This window comes from Sphingomonas rubra (assembly GCF_900115745.1).
Classification (GTDB): Bacteria; Pseudomonadota; Alphaproteobacteria; order Sphingomonadales; family Sphingomonadaceae; genus Sphingomonas; species Sphingomonas rubra.
In genome coordinates, this window is the sequence record NZ_FOXP01000002.1 from 272,540 (window position 1) to 289,794 (window position 17,255).

The window sequence follows — 17,255 nt, forward strand, 5'->3', positions numbered from 1 at the left end:
CGCGATGGGCCTGATGGGATCAAAGCCGTTCGCCTCGCTCAGCTCCGGCCTGCTCGCGCGCAAAGGGCAGGCGCGGCCCGCGATGCGGCCGCAGATGCTGGGACCGGCGGCGTCGCTGGACGATCTCGGCTGGAACGACATGGGGTACGAGGCAACGACACCGTCGTCGCCACCGGTCGCACCCGAGCCCGCACCGCTGCCGCCGGTGCTGGTCGAGCGTGAGGCGCTGATCGCCCAAGTCGCGCGGCCCGCGACCCCGCCGGCGCCGGACGCGGTGGCACCGGCCGTGTTGGCGCAGATCGGCCGGGAGAGCGGGGCGCAGACGGCGCGGGGCAAGGCGGCGTTCACGCTGCGGCTGGACGCCGGGCGCCACCTGCGGCTGCGGCTCGCCACCGTGGTGGCGAAGCGATCGGCGCAGGCGCTGGTCGCCGAGGCGCTGGACCGGTTCCTCGACACGGTGCCGGAGGTGGAGGCACTCGCTGCGCAACTGCCGGCACCGGAGGTGAAATGATGAACAATCGTCTGCTTCTCTCGATCGGCTCGGTCGCGCTCGTGCTGGGCGGGACCATGGCGGGAGCGGGTGCGGGGGCGCGGCCGCCGTCGGCCGCCGACCTCGCCAAGCGCACCGCCAAGGCGCTGGCCCGGCACGATGCCGCGGCGGTGATGCTGGCGGAGCAGGCCGTCGCGGCGGCGCCGGGCGAGGCGGACTATCGTGCGCTGCTGGCGCGGGCGTATCTTCAGGCGGGGCGCTTCGCCTCTGCGCGCGATGCGTCGGGCGATGCGCTGCGGCTGCGGCCGGCGGACGGGCGCAGCGCGCTCAACCTGGTGCTGGCGACCATCGCGACGGGCGACTGGCAGCGCGCGCGGGCCGTGCTGGCGGCGAACGAGGGGCAGATCGGCGCGGCGGACCGCGGGCTGGCGCTGGCGCTGGCCGGCGATCCGGCGGGCGGCGTCGCAGTGCTGATGCAGGCGGCGCGCGAGCCGGGGGCATCGGCCAAGACGCGGCAGAATCTGGCGCTGGCACTGGCGCTGTCGGGTCAGTGGTCGCTCGCCCGCGCGGTGGCGGCGGCGGACATGTCGCCAGCCGAGGTCGACCGACGGATCGCCGAATGGGCGCAGTTCGTGCAGCCGAGCGCAGCGTCCGACCAGGTCGCCGCGCTGCTGGGCGTGCGGGCGGTCGCCGATGCCGGGCAGCCGGTGGCGATCGCGCTGGGGACGCCGGGGGAGGCGCCGGCGCTCGCTGCCGTGCCGTCGGCAACGCCGATAGCGGCCGTCGAGACGGCCCCCACGATCGCGCCCGTGCCGAGGGTGACTTTCGGGCCGCGGCGGGAGGTGGTGCAGGCGTTGCCCGCCTCGACAATTCGTGACGATGCCCGGCCGGTGCGGACGGCAGGCGCCATCGGTTCCGGCGATTGGTACGTCCAGCTGGGCATGTTCGAGAATGCCGCGGTGGCGCGCGATGCGTGGCGGCGGATCGGCGCGCGTCATCCGGCGATCGGCCACCATCGGCCGCAAGGCACCTCGTTCCGCCGCGGCGGCGCGGCGTTCTACCTCCTGTCGGTCGGTGGGTTCGACTGGAACGGCGCGTGGCGCTTGTGCCGGTCGGTTCGGGTGAAGGGAGGCGACTGTTTCGTGCGCCGCCCGGCGGGCGACATGCTCGCGCAATGGCTGCGGAGTGGGACCGGGGTCGCCGCGCTTTGAAGTGGGATGACGAGATGTCGACCCATTACCGTTCGCCCTGAGCAACGTCGAAGGGCAGGCCGCGAGCGGGGTAGCTCGTGGCCTGTGCTTCGACTGCGCTCAGCACGAACGGGTCAGGGTGATGTGATCCTATTCTGGAGAGGGCGGCCGCCCTTCCAGACGCGCAAGGGGCGGCCCTGGACAGGGAGACCGTCGAAGGGCGTGTTGCCGGCCGAGGCGAATGCCTCGCCGTCGATCTGCCAGGGTGTTCCATCGTCGAACAGCAGCAGGTCGGCCGGCGCGCCGACGGCGAGCGTACCGCTGTCGAGGCCGAGGATGTGTGCGGGCTGCGCGGCGAGCAGGCGGAACAGCCGGTCGAGCGTGACGTGACCGTCGCGCACCAGCGTCAGCGACAGAGCGAGCAGCGTCTCGGCACCCGCCATGCCGGCGGCGGCGTCGGCGAAGGGGAGGCGCTTGGCTTCCGGCCCCTGCGGGTCGTGGCCGGAGGCGATCACGTCGATCGTGCCGTCCGCCACCGCGGCCAGGCAGGCGCGGCGGTCCGCCTCGTCGCGCAAAGGGGGCGAGAGGTGGGCGAAGGTGCGGAAATCGCTCATCGCCAGGTCGGACAGCAGCAGGTGGGCGGGGGTGATGCCGCAGGTGACGGCGACGCCGCGGCGCTTGGCGGCGCGGACGAGGTCGAGCGCGGGGGCGGTGGTCACCTGGCGGAGGTGGAGGCGGGCGCCGGTTTCCTCCGCCAGCATCAGGTCGCGGGCGACCGCCAGCGCCTCGGCGAGGGCGGGCGCGGCGGGGAGGCCGAGGCGGGTCGCGGTCTCGCCCGCGGTGGCGACCGCGCCGGCGGCGAGGCCCGCGTCCTCGGCATGGGCGATCACGGGCAGGTCGAGGTCGCGGGCGTAGGATAGGACGCGCGCCATCACGCCGGCGTCGGCGATCCAGCCGCGGCCGGTGCCGACCGCGCGGGCGCCGGCGGCCTGGCAGAAGGCCATCTCACCCAGGTCCCGCCCCGCCAGCGCGCGGGTGGCGGCGGCGATCGGGTGAATCCACAGGTCGGGCTTGCCGATCAGCGCGGCGCGCTGGACGGCGCCGGGCTCGTCGAGCGGGGGCGTGCCGTCGGGCATCAGCGCGACGCGGACGATGCCGCCGCGGCGGCATGCCTCGCGGTCGACGGCGAAGACGCCGAGATCGACGATGGCGGGGCCAAGGAGCTTGCCGCGGCAGTCGATCACCTCGGCGTCGGATGGCGCATCGACCGTGCCGATGGCGGCGATGATGCCGTCGCGGACGAGGAGCGCGCCGGGCTCGACGCGGTCCGCGAGGATCAGGCGGGCGTTGTTGAGAAGGAGCGTCATGCCCAGCCCTCCACCTTGCGCGTTCGCCGCGTCAGCACGTCGAGGCAGGCCATGCGGACGGCGACGCCCATCGCCACCTGCTCGGTGATCGCCGACTGCGGGCCATCGGCGACGGCGGAGTCGATCTCGACGCCGCGATTCATCGGGCCGGGGTGCATGACGAGGGCGTGCGGCGCGGCGCGGGCGAGGCGTTCGGGCGTCAGGCCGTAGCGGAGTCGGTATTCGCGCGGGGAAGGGATGGTGCCGCCCTCCATCCGCTCGTTCTGGACGCGGAGCATCATGACGACGTCGGCCCCCTCCAGCGCGGCGTCGAAGTCGGTGTACGGCGTCACGAACATGCGGTCGATGGCGGGCGGCATGAGGGTGGAGGGGGCGCAGACGCGGACCTCGGCGGCCAAGGCGGTGAGGCAGAGGATGTTGGAGCGGGCGACGCGGCTGTGGAGCAGGTCGCCGCAGATCACCACGCGCTGGCCGGCGACCGAGCCCCGGCGGCGACGGATGGTGAGCGCGTCGAGCAGCGCCTGTGTGGGGTGTTCGTGGCGGCCATCGCCGGCGTTGAGGACGGGGCAATCGACCTTGTCGGCGATCAGCTTCACCGCGCCGGAGGACATGTGGCGGATGACGAGCACGTCGGCGCGCATGGCGTTCAGCGTCTGCGCGGTATCGATCAGCGTCTCGCCCTTCTTCACCGAGGATTGCGCGGCATGCATGTTGACGAGGTCGGCGCCGAGGCGCTTGCCGGCGATCTCGAAGCTCAGCAGCGTGCGTGTCGAGTTCTCGAAGAAGGCGTTGATCTGGGTGAGGTTGCTGAGCGGCTGCGCGCTCTGGTCGCGGGTGCGGTTCGCCTCCACCCAGCGCTCCGCCTCGTCGAGGAGGAAGGCGATCTCGTGCGGCTGGAGCCCCTCGATCCCGAGCAGGTGGCGGTGCGGGAAGACGGCGCCGCCGGGGATCAGCGTGGCGGGGCGGTGGTCCGAGCGGGTCATCGAGGGCGCGGGGTAGCGGCGGCGGCGGGGCGGGGCAAGCGGGGGGTGGCGGCGGAAGTTCCGGCTAAGTTTAGTCAGGAAATTGCGTGGCGGCGGTTTGCTTGACTCGATTGACCCCTGGAAGGAAACGTGCGGGCGTGATCGTTTCCGATTGTGCGACGATGAGAAAGAGCGGTGGTGATCCTGTGAGCGGGATCATAGCTGATTCGAGGTTTGTAGGACAGCGGCGGTCCGGGGAGCCGTCGATCAGGTGACGGCGCTGCCGATCGGCGTCCTCGATGCGACCAGCCGATCGAAGAGGGTTTCGAGGTCGGTCAAGCGTTGCGTCAGCCGATCGAAGGCGGAGGCCCGTGCCGTTTCCTCCGAATGGCGGCGTGAGGATATGGCCAGCGCGCGGGCGACCGGGTCGGCGATCTCCATGAGCGTCTCGCGTTCGTCCTTGCCGTAAAAACTGCCATCCGGCCGGGGACCCAGCAGCAGCCATCCCGCGAGGCCGACACCATCCGCGTAGAGCGGGACGCGCAGGGGGAAGAGCGGATCGCCGCGATCGGCATGGAGCCGATCGTGGTCGCCGGGAGCCTCCCCTGCATGGCGGAGCCAGTCGGTGACGGTGTCCGGCTCGACGCCGCGCGAGGCGATGACCAGCCCGTTGGCGGTCACCGCGCCATGGGCCGCGCGCACGCCCGTTCCCAGGCGCGCCAGCGTGGCGTGTCCGAGCGCCTGCGGATCGGCCGTTTCGCGCAGATCGGCGACCAGGGCCGGCAGGCTGCGTCGCAGCCGGAACAAATCGCCCTGGAACCGCCGTTCCGCCCATCGGGTCACGCGTCCGTGCACCGGCACGGTGATGACGGCGGCGATCGCGGCGCCGAGCGCGCCCGACCATGCGCCCATCTCGGCGCCGAGGAACCGCTCGCCCAGCGCCTCGATGATCTTGCCGGACGCGGCGAAGATCGCCAGCAGGATCAGCGTCAGCGCGCCGAACGCGACGGATCGGCTGATCGCCGTTTCGGCATCGTACAGCCGAAAGCGAAACAGCGAGATCAGCAATCCGGCGGGAATCGCCAACGCGGACAGCGCGAACGTCAGGTGGGAGAAGAGGATGATCCAGCTGCCGAGCGCGAGGTCGTCGACGTGCGCCTGCAGGTAGACCAAAGCCGAGTTGGCGAGCCTGAGCACGCAGAATGCGGTGATGCCGAACAGCACCGATTTGATCTGCTGACGCGCAATGCCCGTCGGCGTGACCCGCAATTGCTGCATGACCGCGAGCAACAGAGCGGCAGGGGGGATGGCGGCAACGAGCGGAAACCAGGAAGACGACAGGAAGCCGTATATCATCAGCGATCGACAGGCTTCTCCGATCAATACACTGGCCAGTGCAAGCCACTGCCACCCGGTGCTGATGCGGCGGGTGGCAAACAACAGAACGGCAAGCGTCAGGACGATCGTGGCGAGGGAATATTGAAGATCGACGCCAGGCGCCAATCCCAGCACTAGCGAGAAGGAAAGGAGTTGCGCCACCTTCTCCCGCGGACGGCGAAGGAACAGCAACAGCGCCGTCAGCAGGCTTGCCGACCAGGCGATCAGGAAGATCGCGAACGCGGTCCACCTTCGGACCTCGTAATCGATGCCCCAATCAGCCATGCTGCGTTGAAGCCGATAGGGGTCGCGAACAACGCCGATCGTCCGTATGATGCCGTCCTGGTGGCGGACCGTGAGACGGACCGCATCGCCGGCCGGTCCGGTCAGGGCCGCGACCCTGGCATCATCCTCGCTCGGAAGCCGCTTTCCATCGACGGCCAGCAATAGATCGCCTTCACGAAAACCGATGCGGCTCCCTTCCTTGCCGAGCGGCCCGAGCAGCATGCCTTCGGCCGAGGGTTGCAGGTAAGGCGACAGGCCGAGCGCGAAGCCGGCCTTCTGCTGCCGCTGTGTCGCGAGTTCGGAGGTGAGGCCGCCGTAGGACACGGACACGATCGCTCCGACGAACAGCACGACCCAGAGCACTCGATAGGCGATGAACGCCGCCGTCTTGAACGGCCGTCCGCGTGCCTCCACCACATCGCTGCCTTGCGACACCGTCTTCTCCACACGAGGAAGGATGTCCGGACGCGCGGCCAGTAACCCTCGCGCTTCCCGATGGAGCGCCATCGTTCAGCGTCAGTCGCGCGAGGCGCCGGACGATAGGGAGAGCCGCCATGATCTGTAAAGACGATCGATCCGTCGGTGGCCTGCCTTTATGCCGCCACCAACGCGTCGATGGCGGCCTGGAGGATGTGGGCGGCGGCGTGGTTGTCGATGCGGGTCGCCCTTTTCGCGCGGCTCATGTCCTGGGCGATCATCGCGCGTTCGGCGGCGACGGTGGACCAGCGTTCGTCCCAGAGGAGGACGGGGGCGAGGTCGGCGACGTTGCGGGCAAAAGCGCGGCTCGACTGGCTGCGGGGACTCTCCGATCCGTCGAGATTGAGGGGGAGGCCGATGACGAGGCCCTTTACCTGCTGCTGCGCGACGAGGGTGGCGAGGGCGGCCTTGTCGGCGGTGAACTTGGTGCGGCGGACGAGGGTGGCGGGGCTGGCGAAGCTCCAGCCGGCGTCGCAGAGGGCGGTGCCGATCGTCTTGGTGCCGACGTCGAGGCCGAGGAGCCGGCCGCCTTGTGGAAGCGCGGTGCGGAAGTCGGCGGCCGCCAGGGTGACGAGCGGGGCGGCGATCATCAGTAGAGACGCGCGCGACGGCTCTCGAACGCGCCCGCCCTTCGCAGCGCGTCGGCGCGGACGTTGGCCCAGAACAGGCTGTAGTCGTAGACGTGGTAGTTGTTGCCGGGCAGCACATAGGGGCCGACGTCCGGGCCCTCGCCGATCAGCAGGAAATCGCCGGCGCAGCGTGCGGGGACGCGGCCGGCGGTGATGGCGGCGGTGGCGAGGTCCTTGGCCGGGTAGAGCGTGCCGAGGTTGGCGGCGGCGGGGGCGGTCGCATTCGGCGTGCCGGTGAGGGGGTTGGTGCAGACCATCGGCGTGGATTTGCGCGACACGCCGGTGAAGCCGGTGGTGCGGTCGTAGGTGTCGACGATCAGCGACGGGTCGGCGGGCTCGGCGAAGGTCTGCCACGACAGGAGGCAGCGGAACTGGTCGGCGCGGCTGCACTCGGGCAGGCCCATCGCGGGCAGGTCGGCGGTGCGCGAGACGGGCCAGCCGACGACATAGGCGGCGACGATGCGGCGGGCGAGCGCGGGGTCTCTCGCCACACGGTCGCGCAGCAGGCGGGTGAGGTGAAGCGCGCCCTGGCTGTGGCCGGCGAGGATGATCGGGCGATCGGGCGCGACCTGGCGGAGGAAGGCGTCGAAGGCAGCGGTGACGTCGCGGTAGGCGAGGGCGAGGGCGCGCTCGGCATCGGCGGCGCTGGTCAGGAAGGCGCCGAAGGTGGCTTGGCGGTAGCGCGGGGCCCAGATTTCGCCAACGGCGTTGAAGGCGCTCGCCTGGCCGCGGAGGAACAGGGCGGCGCGGTCGTTCGTCTCGGGATCGTCGATCGGCGCATTCCAATGATCGCGGCTGACGTAGGAGGTGGGGTGGATGAAGAAGATCGCGGCGCCGTCGCCGGGCTCCCCGGCCGCGTAACCCTGTGGAACCCAGAGCGCGGGATTGGCGGGCAGGTCGGGGCGGGCGAGCCACATCGCCTTGTCGTCGTAGGCGCGGCTCTCCACCGACGGCTGCGCGCGGAACTGCTCGCCCGGGACCAGCGCGGCGCGGATCAGGTCGTTGCCGTAGAAGCGGTAGGCCAGGGCGCCCGCGATGACGAGCACAATGAGGACGACCATCGCGTAGAGGAACTTGCGCGCCAAAGGAGGCTCCGTGTCGGCAGAGGTTGCGCCGCGGGCGGCGGCGATGCTAGCCGCGGGGCATGTCCGTCGACACCGCCACCGTCAAGAAGATCGCGAGCCTCGCCCGCATCGCCATCACCGAGGAGGACGCGACCCGCATCGCGCCCGAGCTCGACAACATCCTCCACTGGATCGAGCAATTGGGCGAGGTGGATACCAGCGGGGTGGAGCCGATGACGGCGGTGATCCCCAACCACCTGCGGCTGCGCGACGACGTGGTGAACGCCGATCCGCTGACCGGTGGGGGCATCCGCGAGGCGCTGATGGCGAATGCGCCGCAGGCGGAGCACGGGTTCTTCACGGTGCCCAAGGTGATCGAGTGAGGGGCAGTCTTCTCTCTTCTTCGTCGTGCCGGACTCGTTCCGGCATCCACCTTTCCGCAGGAGCATCGATCGATGGATGCGCGGCACGGTGGACCCCGGCACGGGGCCGGGGTGACGGGTGGGTGTCGGTCGCCGGCGCTTCTTTCATGACTTCGACGATGTGGACCTTGGCATGACCGACCTCACCGACCTCGGCATTGCCGGTATCCGCGACGGGTTCCGCTCGGGCGCCTTTTCCGCGCGCGAGGTGGCGGAGGCGTTCAACGCCAACGTCGCCAAGGCCAAGGCGCTGAACGCGTTCCTGGTCGAGACGCCGGAGCACGCGCTCGCCGCCGCCGACGCGGCCGATGCGGCGCGCGCGGCGGGAGAGGAGGCGAAGCCCCTCGCCGGCGTGCCGATCGGGATGAAGGACCTGTTCTGCACCAAGGGCGTGGCGACCACGGCGGCGAGCGAGATCCTGGGCGGGTTCGTGCCGCCGTACGAATCGACCGTGTCGCAGAATTTGTGGGACGCGGGCGCGGGGATGCTGGGCAAGCTCAACATGGACCAGTTCGCGATGGGCTCGTCCAACGAGACGTCGGCGTTCGGCAACGTCATCTCGCCGTGGCGGCGGTCGGACGGCGGCAATGCCCCGCTGGCGCCGGGCGGGTCGTCGGGCGGATCTTCGTCGGCGGTGGCGGCGCGGCTGTGTCCGGGCGCGACGGGGACGGATACGGGCGGCTCGATCCGGCAGCCGGCGGCGTTCACGGGAATTTCCGGCATCAAGCCGACCTATGGCCGTTGTTCGCGCTGGGGGACGATCGCGTTCGCGTCGTCGCTCGACCAGGCGGGACCGATGGCGCGCGACGTGCGCGATTGCGCGATCATGCTGGAGGCGATGGCGGGGTTCGACGCCAAGGACGCGACCTCGCTCGACCTGGACGTGCCGCACTGGGAAGCGGGATTGTCCGGCGATCTCAAGGGCAAGCGGGTCGGTATTCCCAAGGAATATCGGGTCGAGGGGATGCCGGCGGAGATCGAGGCGCTGTGGAGCCGTGGCATCGGCTGGCTGCGCGACGCGGGGGCGGAGATCGTCGAGGTGTCGCTGCCGCACACCAAATATGCGCTACCGGCCTATTACATCATCGCGCCGGCCGAGGCGTCGTCGAACCTCGCGCGGTACGACGGCGTGCGGTACGGGTTGCGCGACCTGCCCGAGGGCGCGGGGTTGCAGGATATGTACGCGGCGACACGGGCGGACGGCTTCGGCCCGGAGGTGAAGCGGCGGATCATGATCGGCACCTATGTGCTGTCGGCCGGCTTCTACGACGCGTATTACACGCAGGCGCAGAAGGTGCGCGCGCTGATCGCGCGCGATTTCGAGCGGGCGTGGGAGCAGTGCGACCTGCTGCTGACGCCGACCGCGCCGTCGGCGGCGTTCGCGCTGGGCGAGAAATCGGCCGATCCGATCGCGATGTATCTGAACGACGTGTTCACGGTGCCATCGTCGCTGGCGGGGCTGCCGGCGATGAGCGTGCCGGGTGGGTTGGACGCGGCCGGGCTGCCGCTGGGGCTGCAGGTGATCGGGCGCGCGCTCGACGAGCAAGGGGTGCTGAACGCGGGACTGGCGATCGAGGAGCGCGCCGGCTTCACTGAGCGTCCGGCGGCGTGGTGGTGAGCGGGCTTTAGCGGATCGACACGTATCCGTCTGGTAGCTCGTCACCATCGCGTGGGGGCTCGCCGCCCGAACGGCTCAGGAAGCGATCGAAGGCTTCGTAGTCGGCTCGGGCAGCGCGCTTTTCAAGGTAACCAAGCGTTTCGAACACGGCGAGCTTCTCTGCCACCGCGCTGGAGATGAACTGGTTCATGCTGATGCCATCCTGCTGGGCGGCACGGGCGACAGCATCCTTGATGGAGCGCGGCAATCGCAGTGGGTAGGTCGCCGGATCGTTCATCTCATTCTCTCCTTGCTCTCTCCAGCGCCTCCCGAGGGAGGAGGCACGCGATTCCGAAGCGGCTGGGAGCATCGCCGAAGTCGCGTCGATTGAACGTCACGATCGCGTCCGCTCGCCCATTCACCGCGGCTTCCAGCACGAAGTCGTCGTTCGGATCGCGCGTCGCCGGTCGATAGCTGTAGTCGATCGCCGTTCTTACGGCCATGTCCACCAGCACGTCGAGGATGGCGTTGACGTTGTGCACGCTCAGGCCGGATGCTGTCAGCTGCGTGTCGCGGGTAGCCACGGCTTCGTACTCGATCACCAATGGCACCGAGACGATGATGGCGACCTTGCGAACTCTCGCCAACCGCAGCAGCTCGATCGAGGCCCCCGTGCTGCTGCGTAGCGCCGCGACGAACACATCGGTGTCGAGGACGATCTTCATCTCACCCGTGATATGACGGTCGGCACCATCAGGCAACGGCACGATTGAAAACGGACGCCCGTCGCGGCATCGCAGACCGATGACAGATACCAGCTACCGCATCAAAGGCCGCACCGGCGAGTGGGAGGTCGTGATCGGCCTGGAAGTGCATGCGCAGGTGATGTCGAACGCCAAGCTGTTCTCCGGATCGGCGACGGCGTTCGGGGCGGAGCCGAACACGCAGGTGTCGCTGGTCGATGCGGCGATGCCGGGGATGCTGCCCGTGCCTAACCGGGAGTGTATCCGCCAGGCGGTGCGCACGGGCATGGCGATCCAGGCGCAGATCAACCGCTGGTCACGGTTCGACCGCAAGAATTACTTCTACGCCGACTTGCCGCAGGGGTATCAGATCAGCCAGCTGTACCACCCGCTGGTTGGCGAGGGGCATCTGGACGTCAGCCCCGACGACAAGAACCCGGACGTGGTGAAGCGGATCGGGATCGAGCGTATCCACGTCGAGCAGGATGCGGGCAAGCTGATGCACGATCAGCATCCGACGCGGTCCTATGTCGACCTCAACCGGTCGGGCGTCGCGCTGATGGAGATCGTCAGTCGGCCGGACATGGCTTCGCCTGCGGAAGCAGGGGCTTACCTGACGAAGCTCAGGTCGATCCTGCGCTACGTCGGCAGCTGCGACGGCAACATGGACCAGGGATCGATGCGCGCCGACGTGAACGTGTCGGTGCGGAAAGCCGGCGAGCCGCTAGGCACGCGGACGGAGACCAAGAACGTCAATTCGGTGCGCTTCGTCATGCAGGCAATCGAGCATGAGGCGAAACGGCAGGTCGCGGTGCTGGAGGACGGCGGGCAGATCGTCCAGGAGACGCGGCTGTTCAATCCGGATACGGGCGCGACGCGGTCGATGCGGTCCAAGGAGGACGCGCACGATTACCGCTACTTCCCCGATCCCGACCTGTTGCCGCTGGAGCTGGATGAGGCGTTCCTGGAGGAATGCCGCGCGTCGCTGCCCGAATTGCCCGATGCCAAGCGGGCCCGTTACGAGGCGACGGGCGTGTCGGCGTATCAGGCGGGGGTGCTGACCGCCGAGGTGGAGAGCGCGCGCTGGTTCGATGCGCTGCTGGCGGCGGGTGCGCCGGGCGGGCAGGCGGCGAACTGGGTGACGTCGGAGTTGTTCGGCGCGCTCAACCGGTTGGGCAAGGGGATCGACGAATCGCCGGTGACGCCGATGAAGGCGGCCGAGCTGCTGACGCTGATCGCCGACGGCACGCTGTCGGGCAGCCTGGCCAAGCAGGTGTTCGAGATCATGCTGGAGACTGGCCAGCATCCGGGCGTGATCGTCGCCGAGCGCGGGTTGAAGCAGACCAGCGATACCGGCGCGATCGAGGCGGTGATCGCCGAGGTGTTGGAGAAGAACCCCAACCAGCTCGCCCAATTCCGCGGGGGCAAGGAGGCGCTGTTCGGCTTCTTCGTCGGTCAGACGATGAAGGCGATGGGCGGCAAGGCCAATCCGGTAGTTGTCAACGATCTGCTGAAGAAGGCGCTTGCCTGACGCGAGGCCCTCGGATTAGCCTGCCGTTATCGGGAGGCAACCGGGGGGTAGCCATGCGTTGGAAGGTGATGGTCGCGGCGGCGTTGCTCGCGGTGTCGGGGTTCGCCGTGTCGGGCACGGCCGAGGCCAAGGTCGAGGTGGACAAGGCGTTCCGCTTCCCGGCGGGACAACCGGCGAAGATCGTCGTGTTCCGGCCCGACGTCGAGGTCGGCACGATGGGCATGGGCGGGGTGCAGGAGCCCAATGCCGAGTGGACGGCGACCGCGCGCACCAAATTGTCGCAGACGCTGGCGACGCACCAAAAGGCGAGCGGCAACGAAGTCGTCTTCCTGCCCGACGAGCTGGGCGAGAATGCGCAGCTCGTCGCCGATTACCAGTCGCTGTTCCGCGCGGTCGCGAGTGCGGTGGTCGAGCACAAGATGAACCCGCTCGCCAAGCTGCCGACCAAGAAGGACCGGTTCGACTGGACGCTGGGACCGGGCGCGACGCAGCTCTCCCGCGTGGCGGGCGGGGACTACGCGTTGTTCCTGTGGACCAAGGACGCCTACGGCTCGGCCGGGCGCAAGGTGATGCAGGCGGTGATGGCGGGGCTGTTCGGCGCGTTCGTGCCGGCGGGCGTCCATGCCAGCTACGCCGCGCTGGTCGACCTGAAGACGGGCAATCTCGTCTGGTTCAACGTCGATCCGGGATCGGGCGGCGACCCGCGCACCGACGAGGGCGCGACCAAGCGGATCGGGCAACTGCTCCAGAGCTTTCCCGCCAAGGAAGGGGCGCCCGCCGCCGCGGTCGCAGCGCGGTGAGACGGGCGCGCACGGCGCTGACGGCGGCGCTGGCGCTGCTCGGCGCGATGCCCGCTGCGGGGCAGGGGCTGAAGGAACCGGTCGCGGCGGGCTACCTGCCGCAGGACAAGGACGAGCGCGGGCTGTGGATGCAGGTCGACGAGGCCGAGCGGCAGTTGAAGACGTCCAACTTCCTGCTGCGCGACCCGGCGCTGAACGCGTACGTGCGTGGCGTGTTCTGTCGCACGGTGGGGGCAGAGGCATGCGCGGGCGTGCGCATCTACCTGCTGCGGACGGCGGACTTCAACGCGGCGATGATGCCCAACGGCACGATGATGGTCTATTCCGGCCTGCTGCTGCGCGTGCGCGACGAGGCGCAACTGGCGGCCGTGCTGGGCCATGAGTTCACGCATTACCAGTATCGCCACAGCTTGCGGAATTTCCGCGATGCCAAGACCAAGGCGAACGCGGTGGCGTGGCTGTCGATGATCCCGGTCGCGGGCTATGCCGCCGCTGCCGCCGTCACCGCGGTGCAGATCGGGGTGCTGGGATCGGTCTACTCCTTCTCGCGTGACATGGAGCGGGAAGCGGACGCGGGATCGATCCCGTTGATGGCCAAGGCCGGTTACGATCCGGGCGAGGCGGCGCGGGTGTGGGAGCAGCTGCGCGCCGAGCAGGACGCGACCGCCGCGGCGCGCGGGACGAAAAGTCGCAAGGATCGAACGGGCGGATTGTTCGCGAGCCACCCGCCGACGGCCGAGCGCGTCGCCAATCTGCGCGCGCTCGCCGCGGCGCAGCCGGCAGGGGAACGCACCGACGGGCGTGGGGCGTATCGCGCGGCGTTGAAGCCGTGGTGGCCGCAGCTGGTCGACGATCAGGTCAAGCTCAACGATTTCGGCGCCACCGAATATCTGCTCGGCCACCTGGCCGAGGACGGGTGGATGGCGGAGCTGCTCTACGCGCGCGGCGAACTGTACCGGCAGCGCGGGCGGCCCGACGACCTCGCCCAGGCGGCGGGGTTCTACGGGCAGGCGGTGGCGTTGGCCGATGCGCCGGTGGAGGCGTGGCGCGGGCTGGGTCTTTCTGCCCTGCGCGCGGGGCGCGAGGACGAGGGACGGGCGGCGCTCAAGACCTATCTGGCCAAGCGGCCGGAGGCGGGCGACCGGGCGATGATCGCGATGCTGGCGGGGGAAGCGGGATGAAGAAGTCGATGACGGTCGTGGCGGCGCTCGCGCTCGCGGCGGCGCCGGGGTGGGCGTACAAGCTGGTCGAACATGCCAAGCCGGTGACGGTGGCGAAATCGGTGCTGACGGTGACGCCGGCGATCGACTGGAACCGCGCGCAGTCGCGTCCCGGCCGCAACGCGGAGGCGTGGACGCTGGACGGCCTGCCGCTCAACGAGGTCACCTTCTACGGCGGGATCGCGGGCGACCAGACGTTGTTCAAGGAGGTCGACAAGAAGAACAAGCCGTTGCCGCGCTTCGCCGCCAACATGCTGGCGACCGACGTGGCGCAGCTGTTCGAGCAGAGTTACCGGATCGCCGGAGGGTCGACGCTGTTCCAGATCGACGGGATCGAACCGGCACGCTTCGCCGACAATCCGGGTTTCCGCTTCCGCTACAGCTTCGCGCTGCAAGGCGACGAGGTGAAGCGGCAGGGCGAGGCCGCGGGGGCGATCGTCGGGGGCAGACTGTACCTGATCGCGTACGAGGCGCCGGTGATCCATTATTTCGACCGCAACCTGGCGGATTACCGGGCACTGGTGGCGACGGCGACGATCCCGGGACCCTCGGTCAAGGTGAGTTGAGGACGGTGAATCCATTCCGGGCGGGGTGACCGTTCGGTCATCGTGATCCGGAGGCTTCGTGAGCGGCTGGATGCCGGATCGCGCCCGGCATGACGGAGGAGTGGGAGGACCGATCGCTCCTCCCACTCCCACCGTCGTTACTGCTGTGTCAGGCCCTGGTTCTTGACCTCGCCGCCGTCACCGCTGACGCCGGAATAGTCGCCGGTCTTGGTCATGGGATCAGGCTCCGGGCCGCCTTCGCCGCGCTCGACCGCGTCGGCGCGCGACTCGACCGCCTGTTCGATGTCGCTGCGCGCGTCGTCGTCGCGGGCGGCCGGCGGCGCGTTGGGGTCGGTGCCCGCGTGATCCTCCGGCCGGCCTTCGCCGCGCCCGTCTCTATTGGCGTCGGTCATGGATCAGATCTCCGCCGGTTGCGAGGTGCCGGGATCGCCGATCGTGCCGGGCGAGGGCTGGTCGATGTCCGGGCCGGGCGGTGCGATCTCGGGCGGGGGCGCGCCGGGATCGGCGGGCTGGCTGTCGGGGATGGGCAGTTCGGTGGGGGGCTGGGTCGCCATGGTTCGCTCTCCTTACCGCCCCTCAACGCATCGCCGACGCGGCCGGTTGCCTTGCACGCTTGCCGAGTCGCGGTCGGCTGGTATAGACGCGCGCCCATCGGCGGGTCCGTGCGGGCGTGGCGGAATTGGTAGACGCAGCAGGTTTAGGTCCTGCCATCGCAAGATGTGGGGGTTCGAGTCCCTTCGCCCGCACCAATCCCGCCGTTGGCGCACGCGGCGGGTCGCCAGCGAATTTTCTCCAGATCGAAGGCCGGAAATGCAGACTGTCGAGACGCTGAACGAGGGGCTGAAGCGCGCCTATACGCTGACCATCACGGCCGGCGACATCACCGCCAAGGTCGACGCCGAGGTCCGCCGCGTCGCGCCGACGGTGCGGATGCCCGGCTTCCGTCCCGGCAAGGTGCCGGCCAATCTGGTGCGCAAGATGCACGGCGAGGCGCTGGCCGCCGACGCGCTGAACACCGCGATCCGCGACGGCGTGCAGCAGCTGATCGCCGACCAGGGCCTGCGCCCGGCAATGCAGCCCACGGTGGAGCTGGGCGAGGATTATGCCAACGGCAAGGACGCCGAGGTGAAGGTCGAGCTGGAAGTGCTGCCCGACGTGCCGGCCCCCGCGATCGACGCGCTGAAGCTGGAGCGGCTGACGGTGCCGGTCGCGGATGCCGCGATCGACGAGCAGCTGGAGAAGTTCGCGGCCGGCAACAAGAGCTGGGACGACGCGGGCGACAAGGCGGCCGAGCAGGGCGACCTCGTCACCGTCGACTTCGTCGGCAAGACGGCGGACGGCGTCGCTTTCGAGGGCGGCACCGGCACCGACATGGCCGTCGAGATCGGGTCGGGCAAGCTGATCCCGGGCTTCGAGGATCAGGTGGTCGGCGTGAAGGCGGGCGACGAGAAGCAGATCTCGGTCACCTTCCCGGCGGAATATCCGGCCAAGGAGCTGGCGGGGCAGCCGGCGACGTTCGACCTGGTCGTCAAGTCGGTCAAGACCGCCGGCGAGAGCCGCATCGACGACGACATGGCGAAGAATCTGGGGCTGGAAAGCCTGGAGCAGCTGCGCGGCCTCATCAAGGGGCAGATCGAGCAGGAGCATAATGGCCTCACGCGCACGCACATGAAGCGCAAGCTGCTCGACCAGCTGGCCGAGGGTCACGACTTCCCGGTGCCGCCGTCGATGGTCGAGGCCGAGTTCAGCCAGATCTGGTCGCAGCTGGAGCATGAGGCGACCCACGAGGCCGATCCGGAGGCGGCGCGCGCCGAGATGGAGTCGGAGCGCGACGATTACCGCAAGATCGCCGAGCGTCGCGTTCGGCTGGGGCTGCTGCTGTCGGAGATCGGCCAGGCGAACGGCGTCGAGATCAGCAATCAGGAGATGCAGCGCCTCATCATGCAGGCCGCGCAGCAGTACGGCCCCGAGGATCGCCAGCGCTTCATCCAGTACGTGCAGCAGGAGCCAATGGCGGCCGCGCAGCTTCGCGCGCCGCTGTACGAGGACAAGGTCGTCGACTTCCTGTTCGAGCGCGCCGAGGTGACCGACCGCGAGACGACGCGCGAGGAGCTGGAAGCGGCGATCGAGAGCGAGGACGGGTTCTCGACCGGCACGCACGTGCACAACCACGATCATGACCATGACCATGACCATGCCGGTCACGATCATGGCCACGACCATGGCGATCACGACCACGCGCACGAAGGTGCCGAGGCGGTGAGCGAGAAGCCCAAGGCGAAGAAGAAGCCCGCTGCCAAGGGTGACAACGCCGGTGTCGAGGGCGAGGAGGCTCCGGCGGCGCCGAAGAAGGCGAAGGCGAAGAAGGGCGCGCCGATCGAGGCGGAGACGCAGGTGGTCGAGGCCTCGCCCGAGGCCGCGGAGAGCGCCGAGGGTGCGCAGGCCGCCGATGCGGCGCCCGCCAAGAAGCCGCGCGCCAAGAAGGCGAAGACGGACGAGGCGTAACAGCGGTCTCCGTCATGCCGGGCCCTTCGG

At 69.6% G+C, this 17,255-nt stretch carries 18 protein-coding genes, 1 tRNA gene and 1 riboswitch; of the genes, 10 read left to right on the plus strand and 9 right to left on the minus strand.

The features are described 5' to 3' along the window. The first annotated feature begins 4 nt into the window (after window positions 1–4). Together BM145_RS03870 and BM145_RS03875 are read left to right on the plus strand one after the other, a co-directional pair. Complete coding sequence (locus tag BM145_RS03870; protein WP_093331796.1) at window positions 5–511, plus strand: hypothetical protein; 507 nt, start codon at window positions 5–7, stop codon at window positions 509–511. Continuing rightward, window positions 508–1,701, plus strand: a complete 1,194-nt coding sequence (locus BM145_RS03875) for an SPOR domain-containing protein (RefSeq protein ID WP_245739050.1) — start codon at window positions 508–510, stop codon at window positions 1,699–1,701. Before BM145_RS03870 ends, BM145_RS03875 begins: the two co-directional genes overlap by 4 nt. Window positions 1,702–1,814: 113 nt before the next feature. On the opposite strand, the gene BM145_RS03880 is transcribed toward BM145_RS03875, so the two are convergent. From BM145_RS03880 to BM145_RS03900, 5 genes are all read right to left on the minus strand, one after another. Beyond that, on the minus strand, window positions 1,815–3,047 hold the full coding sequence (locus BM145_RS03880; protein WP_093331484.1) for a dihydroorotase: 1,233 nt from the start codon (window positions 3,045–3,047) through the stop codon (window positions 1,815–1,817). After that, window positions 3,044–4,030, minus strand: coding sequence for an aspartate carbamoyltransferase catalytic subunit (locus BM145_RS03885; RefSeq protein WP_093331486.1), 987 nt, complete (start codon window positions 4,028–4,030; stop codon window positions 3,044–3,046). Before BM145_RS03885 ends, BM145_RS03880 begins: the two co-directional genes overlap by 4 nt. A 246-nt stretch (window positions 4,031–4,276) precedes the next feature. Further along, the gene (locus BM145_RS03890; RefSeq protein WP_093331489.1) at window positions 4,277–6,118 is read right to left on the minus strand and encodes a PDZ domain-containing protein; all 1,842 of its coding nucleotides are present in this window, start codon (window positions 6,116–6,118) and stop codon (window positions 4,277–4,279) included. Between the two features lie 5 nt (window positions 6,119–6,123). Beyond that, window positions 6,124–6,205: riboswitch (ZMP/ZTP riboswitch) on the minus strand. 59 nt (window positions 6,206–6,264) lie between these two features. Further along, window positions 6,265–6,738, minus strand: a complete 474-nt coding sequence (ruvX, locus tag BM145_RS03895; RefSeq protein WP_093331492.1) for a Holliday junction resolvase RuvX — start codon at window positions 6,736–6,738, stop codon at window positions 6,265–6,267. Beyond that, complete coding sequence (locus BM145_RS03900; RefSeq protein WP_093331494.1) at window positions 6,738–7,862, minus strand: DUF3089 domain-containing protein; 1,125 nt, start codon at window positions 7,860–7,862, stop codon at window positions 6,738–6,740. Before BM145_RS03900 ends, ruvX begins: the two co-directional genes overlap by 1 nt. 59 nt (window positions 7,863–7,921) lie before the next feature. Between BM145_RS03900 and gatC the strand changes: the two genes are divergently transcribed. Both gatC and gatA read left to right on the plus strand, forming a co-directional pair. Then, window positions 7,922–8,224 carry an Asp-tRNA(Asn)/Glu-tRNA(Gln) amidotransferase subunit GatC gene (gene gatC / locus BM145_RS03905; protein WP_093331497.1) on the plus strand — a complete coding sequence of 101 codons (303 nt, stop codon included), beginning with the start codon at window positions 7,922–7,924 and terminating at the stop codon, window positions 8,222–8,224. A gap of 172 nt (window positions 8,225–8,396) precedes the next feature. Further along, complete coding sequence (gatA, locus tag BM145_RS03910) at window positions 8,397–9,881, plus strand: Asp-tRNA(Asn)/Glu-tRNA(Gln) amidotransferase subunit GatA (RefSeq protein ID WP_093331499.1); 1,485 nt, start codon at window positions 8,397–8,399, stop codon at window positions 9,879–9,881. A gap of 7 nt (window positions 9,882–9,888) precedes the next feature. Here gatA and BM145_RS03915 read toward each other — a convergent pair whose 3' ends face one another. Continuing rightward, a complete protein-coding gene (locus BM145_RS03915) occupies window positions 9,889–10,158 on the minus strand; it encodes a toxin-antitoxin system HicB family antitoxin (RefSeq protein ID WP_093331502.1) in 270 nt (89 codons plus the stop codon). Window position 10,159: 1 nt separating this feature from the next. Further along, on the minus strand, window positions 10,160–10,585 hold the full coding sequence (locus BM145_RS03920; RefSeq protein ID WP_093331504.1) for a putative toxin-antitoxin system toxin component, PIN family: 426 nt from the start codon (window positions 10,583–10,585) through the stop codon (window positions 10,160–10,162). Between the two features lie 79 nt (window positions 10,586–10,664). Between BM145_RS03920 and gatB the strand changes: the two genes are divergently transcribed. The 4 genes from gatB to BM145_RS03940 are packed head-to-tail and all read left to right on the plus strand — an operon-like array spanning window position 10,665 to window position 14,720. Next, the gene (gene gatB / locus BM145_RS03925) at window positions 10,665–12,134 is read left to right on the plus strand and encodes an Asp-tRNA(Asn)/Glu-tRNA(Gln) amidotransferase subunit GatB (protein ID WP_093331507.1); all 1,470 of its coding nucleotides are present in this window, start codon (window positions 10,665–10,667) and stop codon (window positions 12,132–12,134) included. Window positions 12,135–12,187: 53 nt separating this feature from the next. After that, entirely contained in the window at window positions 12,188–12,934 is a 747-nt protein-coding gene (locus BM145_RS03930; RefSeq protein ID WP_093331510.1) for a hypothetical protein, read from the plus strand. After that, window positions 12,931–14,115: a M48 family metallopeptidase gene (locus tag BM145_RS03935; protein ID WP_245739052.1), complete on the plus strand. Its 1,185-nt coding sequence runs from the start codon at window positions 12,931–12,933 to the stop codon at window positions 14,113–14,115. The genes BM145_RS03930 and BM145_RS03935 overlap by 4 nt, the downstream gene beginning before the upstream one ends. Beyond that, window positions 14,112–14,720, plus strand: coding sequence for a hypothetical protein (locus BM145_RS03940; protein WP_093331512.1), 609 nt, complete (start codon window positions 14,112–14,114; stop codon window positions 14,718–14,720). The genes BM145_RS03935 and BM145_RS03940 overlap by 4 nt, the downstream gene beginning before the upstream one ends. Before the next feature lie 137 nt (window positions 14,721–14,857). On the opposite strand, the gene BM145_RS03945 is transcribed toward BM145_RS03940, so the two are convergent. Together BM145_RS03945 and BM145_RS15945 are read right to left on the minus strand one after the other, a co-directional pair. Further along, window positions 14,858–15,112 (minus strand): hypothetical protein, encoded by a 255-nt coding sequence (locus tag BM145_RS03945; protein WP_093331516.1) that lies wholly within the window; start codon window positions 15,110–15,112, stop codon window positions 14,858–14,860. A gap of 3 nt (window positions 15,113–15,115) precedes the next feature. Next, window positions 15,116–15,274 (minus strand): hypothetical protein, encoded by a 159-nt coding sequence (locus BM145_RS15945; RefSeq protein WP_177200073.1) that lies wholly within the window; start codon window positions 15,272–15,274, stop codon window positions 15,116–15,118. 110 nt (window positions 15,275–15,384) lie between these two features. On the opposite strand from BM145_RS15945, the gene BM145_RS03950 reads away from it, so the two are divergent. Both BM145_RS03950 and tig read left to right on the plus strand, forming a co-directional pair. Then, window positions 15,385–15,469 (plus strand) — tRNA-Leu (locus BM145_RS03950). Window positions 15,470–15,530: 61 nt separating this feature from the next. Next, on the plus strand, window positions 15,531–17,225 hold the full coding sequence (tig, locus tag BM145_RS03955) for a trigger factor (protein ID WP_093331519.1): 1,695 nt from the start codon (window positions 15,531–15,533) through the stop codon (window positions 17,223–17,225). The last annotated feature ends 30 nt before the right edge of the window (window positions 17,226–17,255 follow it).

Coding starts and splice junctions, on each gene's coding strand:
- BM145_RS03870 (WP_093331796.1), top strand. CDS start 5: ATGGGCCTGATGGGATCAAAGCCGTTCGCCTCGCTCAGCTCCGGCCTG.
- BM145_RS03875 (WP_245739050.1), top strand. CDS start 508: ATGATGAACAATCGTCTGCTTCTCTCGATCGGCTCGGTCGCGCTCGTG.
- BM145_RS03880 (WP_093331484.1), bottom strand. CDS start 3,047: ATGACGCTCCTTCTCAACAACGCCCGCCTGATCCTCGCGGACCGCGTC.
- BM145_RS03885 (WP_093331486.1), bottom strand. CDS start 4,030: ATGACCCGCTCGGACCACCGCCCCGCCACGCTGATCCCCGGCGGCGCC.
- ruvX (WP_093331492.1), bottom strand. CDS start 6,738: ATGATCGCCGCCCCGCTCGTCACCCTGGCGGCCGCCGACTTCCGCACC.
- gatC (WP_093331497.1), top strand. CDS start 7,922: ATGTCCGTCGACACCGCCACCGTCAAGAAGATCGCGAGCCTCGCCCGC.
- gatA (WP_093331499.1), top strand. CDS start 8,397: ATGACCGACCTCACCGACCTCGGCATTGCCGGTATCCGCGACGGGTTC.
- BM145_RS03915 (WP_093331502.1), bottom strand. CDS start 10,158: ATGAACGATCCGGCGACCTACCCACTGCGATTGCCGCGCTCCATCAAG.
- BM145_RS03920 (WP_093331504.1), bottom strand. CDS start 10,585: ATGAAGATCGTCCTCGACACCGATGTGTTCGTCGCGGCGCTACGCAGC.
- gatB (WP_093331507.1), top strand. CDS start 10,665: ATGACAGATACCAGCTACCGCATCAAAGGCCGCACCGGCGAGTGGGAG.
- BM145_RS03930 (WP_093331510.1), top strand. CDS start 12,188: ATGCGTTGGAAGGTGATGGTCGCGGCGGCGTTGCTCGCGGTGTCGGGG.
- BM145_RS03940 (WP_093331512.1), top strand. CDS start 14,112: ATGAAGAAGTCGATGACGGTCGTGGCGGCGCTCGCGCTCGCGGCGGCG.
- BM145_RS03945 (WP_093331516.1), bottom strand. CDS start 15,112: ATGACCGACGCCAATAGAGACGGGCGCGGCGAAGGCCGGCCGGAGGAT.
- BM145_RS15945 (WP_177200073.1), bottom strand. CDS start 15,274: ATGGCGACCCAGCCCCCCACCGAACTGCCCATCCCCGACAGCCAGCCC.
- tig (WP_093331519.1), top strand. CDS start 15,531: ATGCAGACTGTCGAGACGCTGAACGAGGGGCTGAAGCGCGCCTATACG.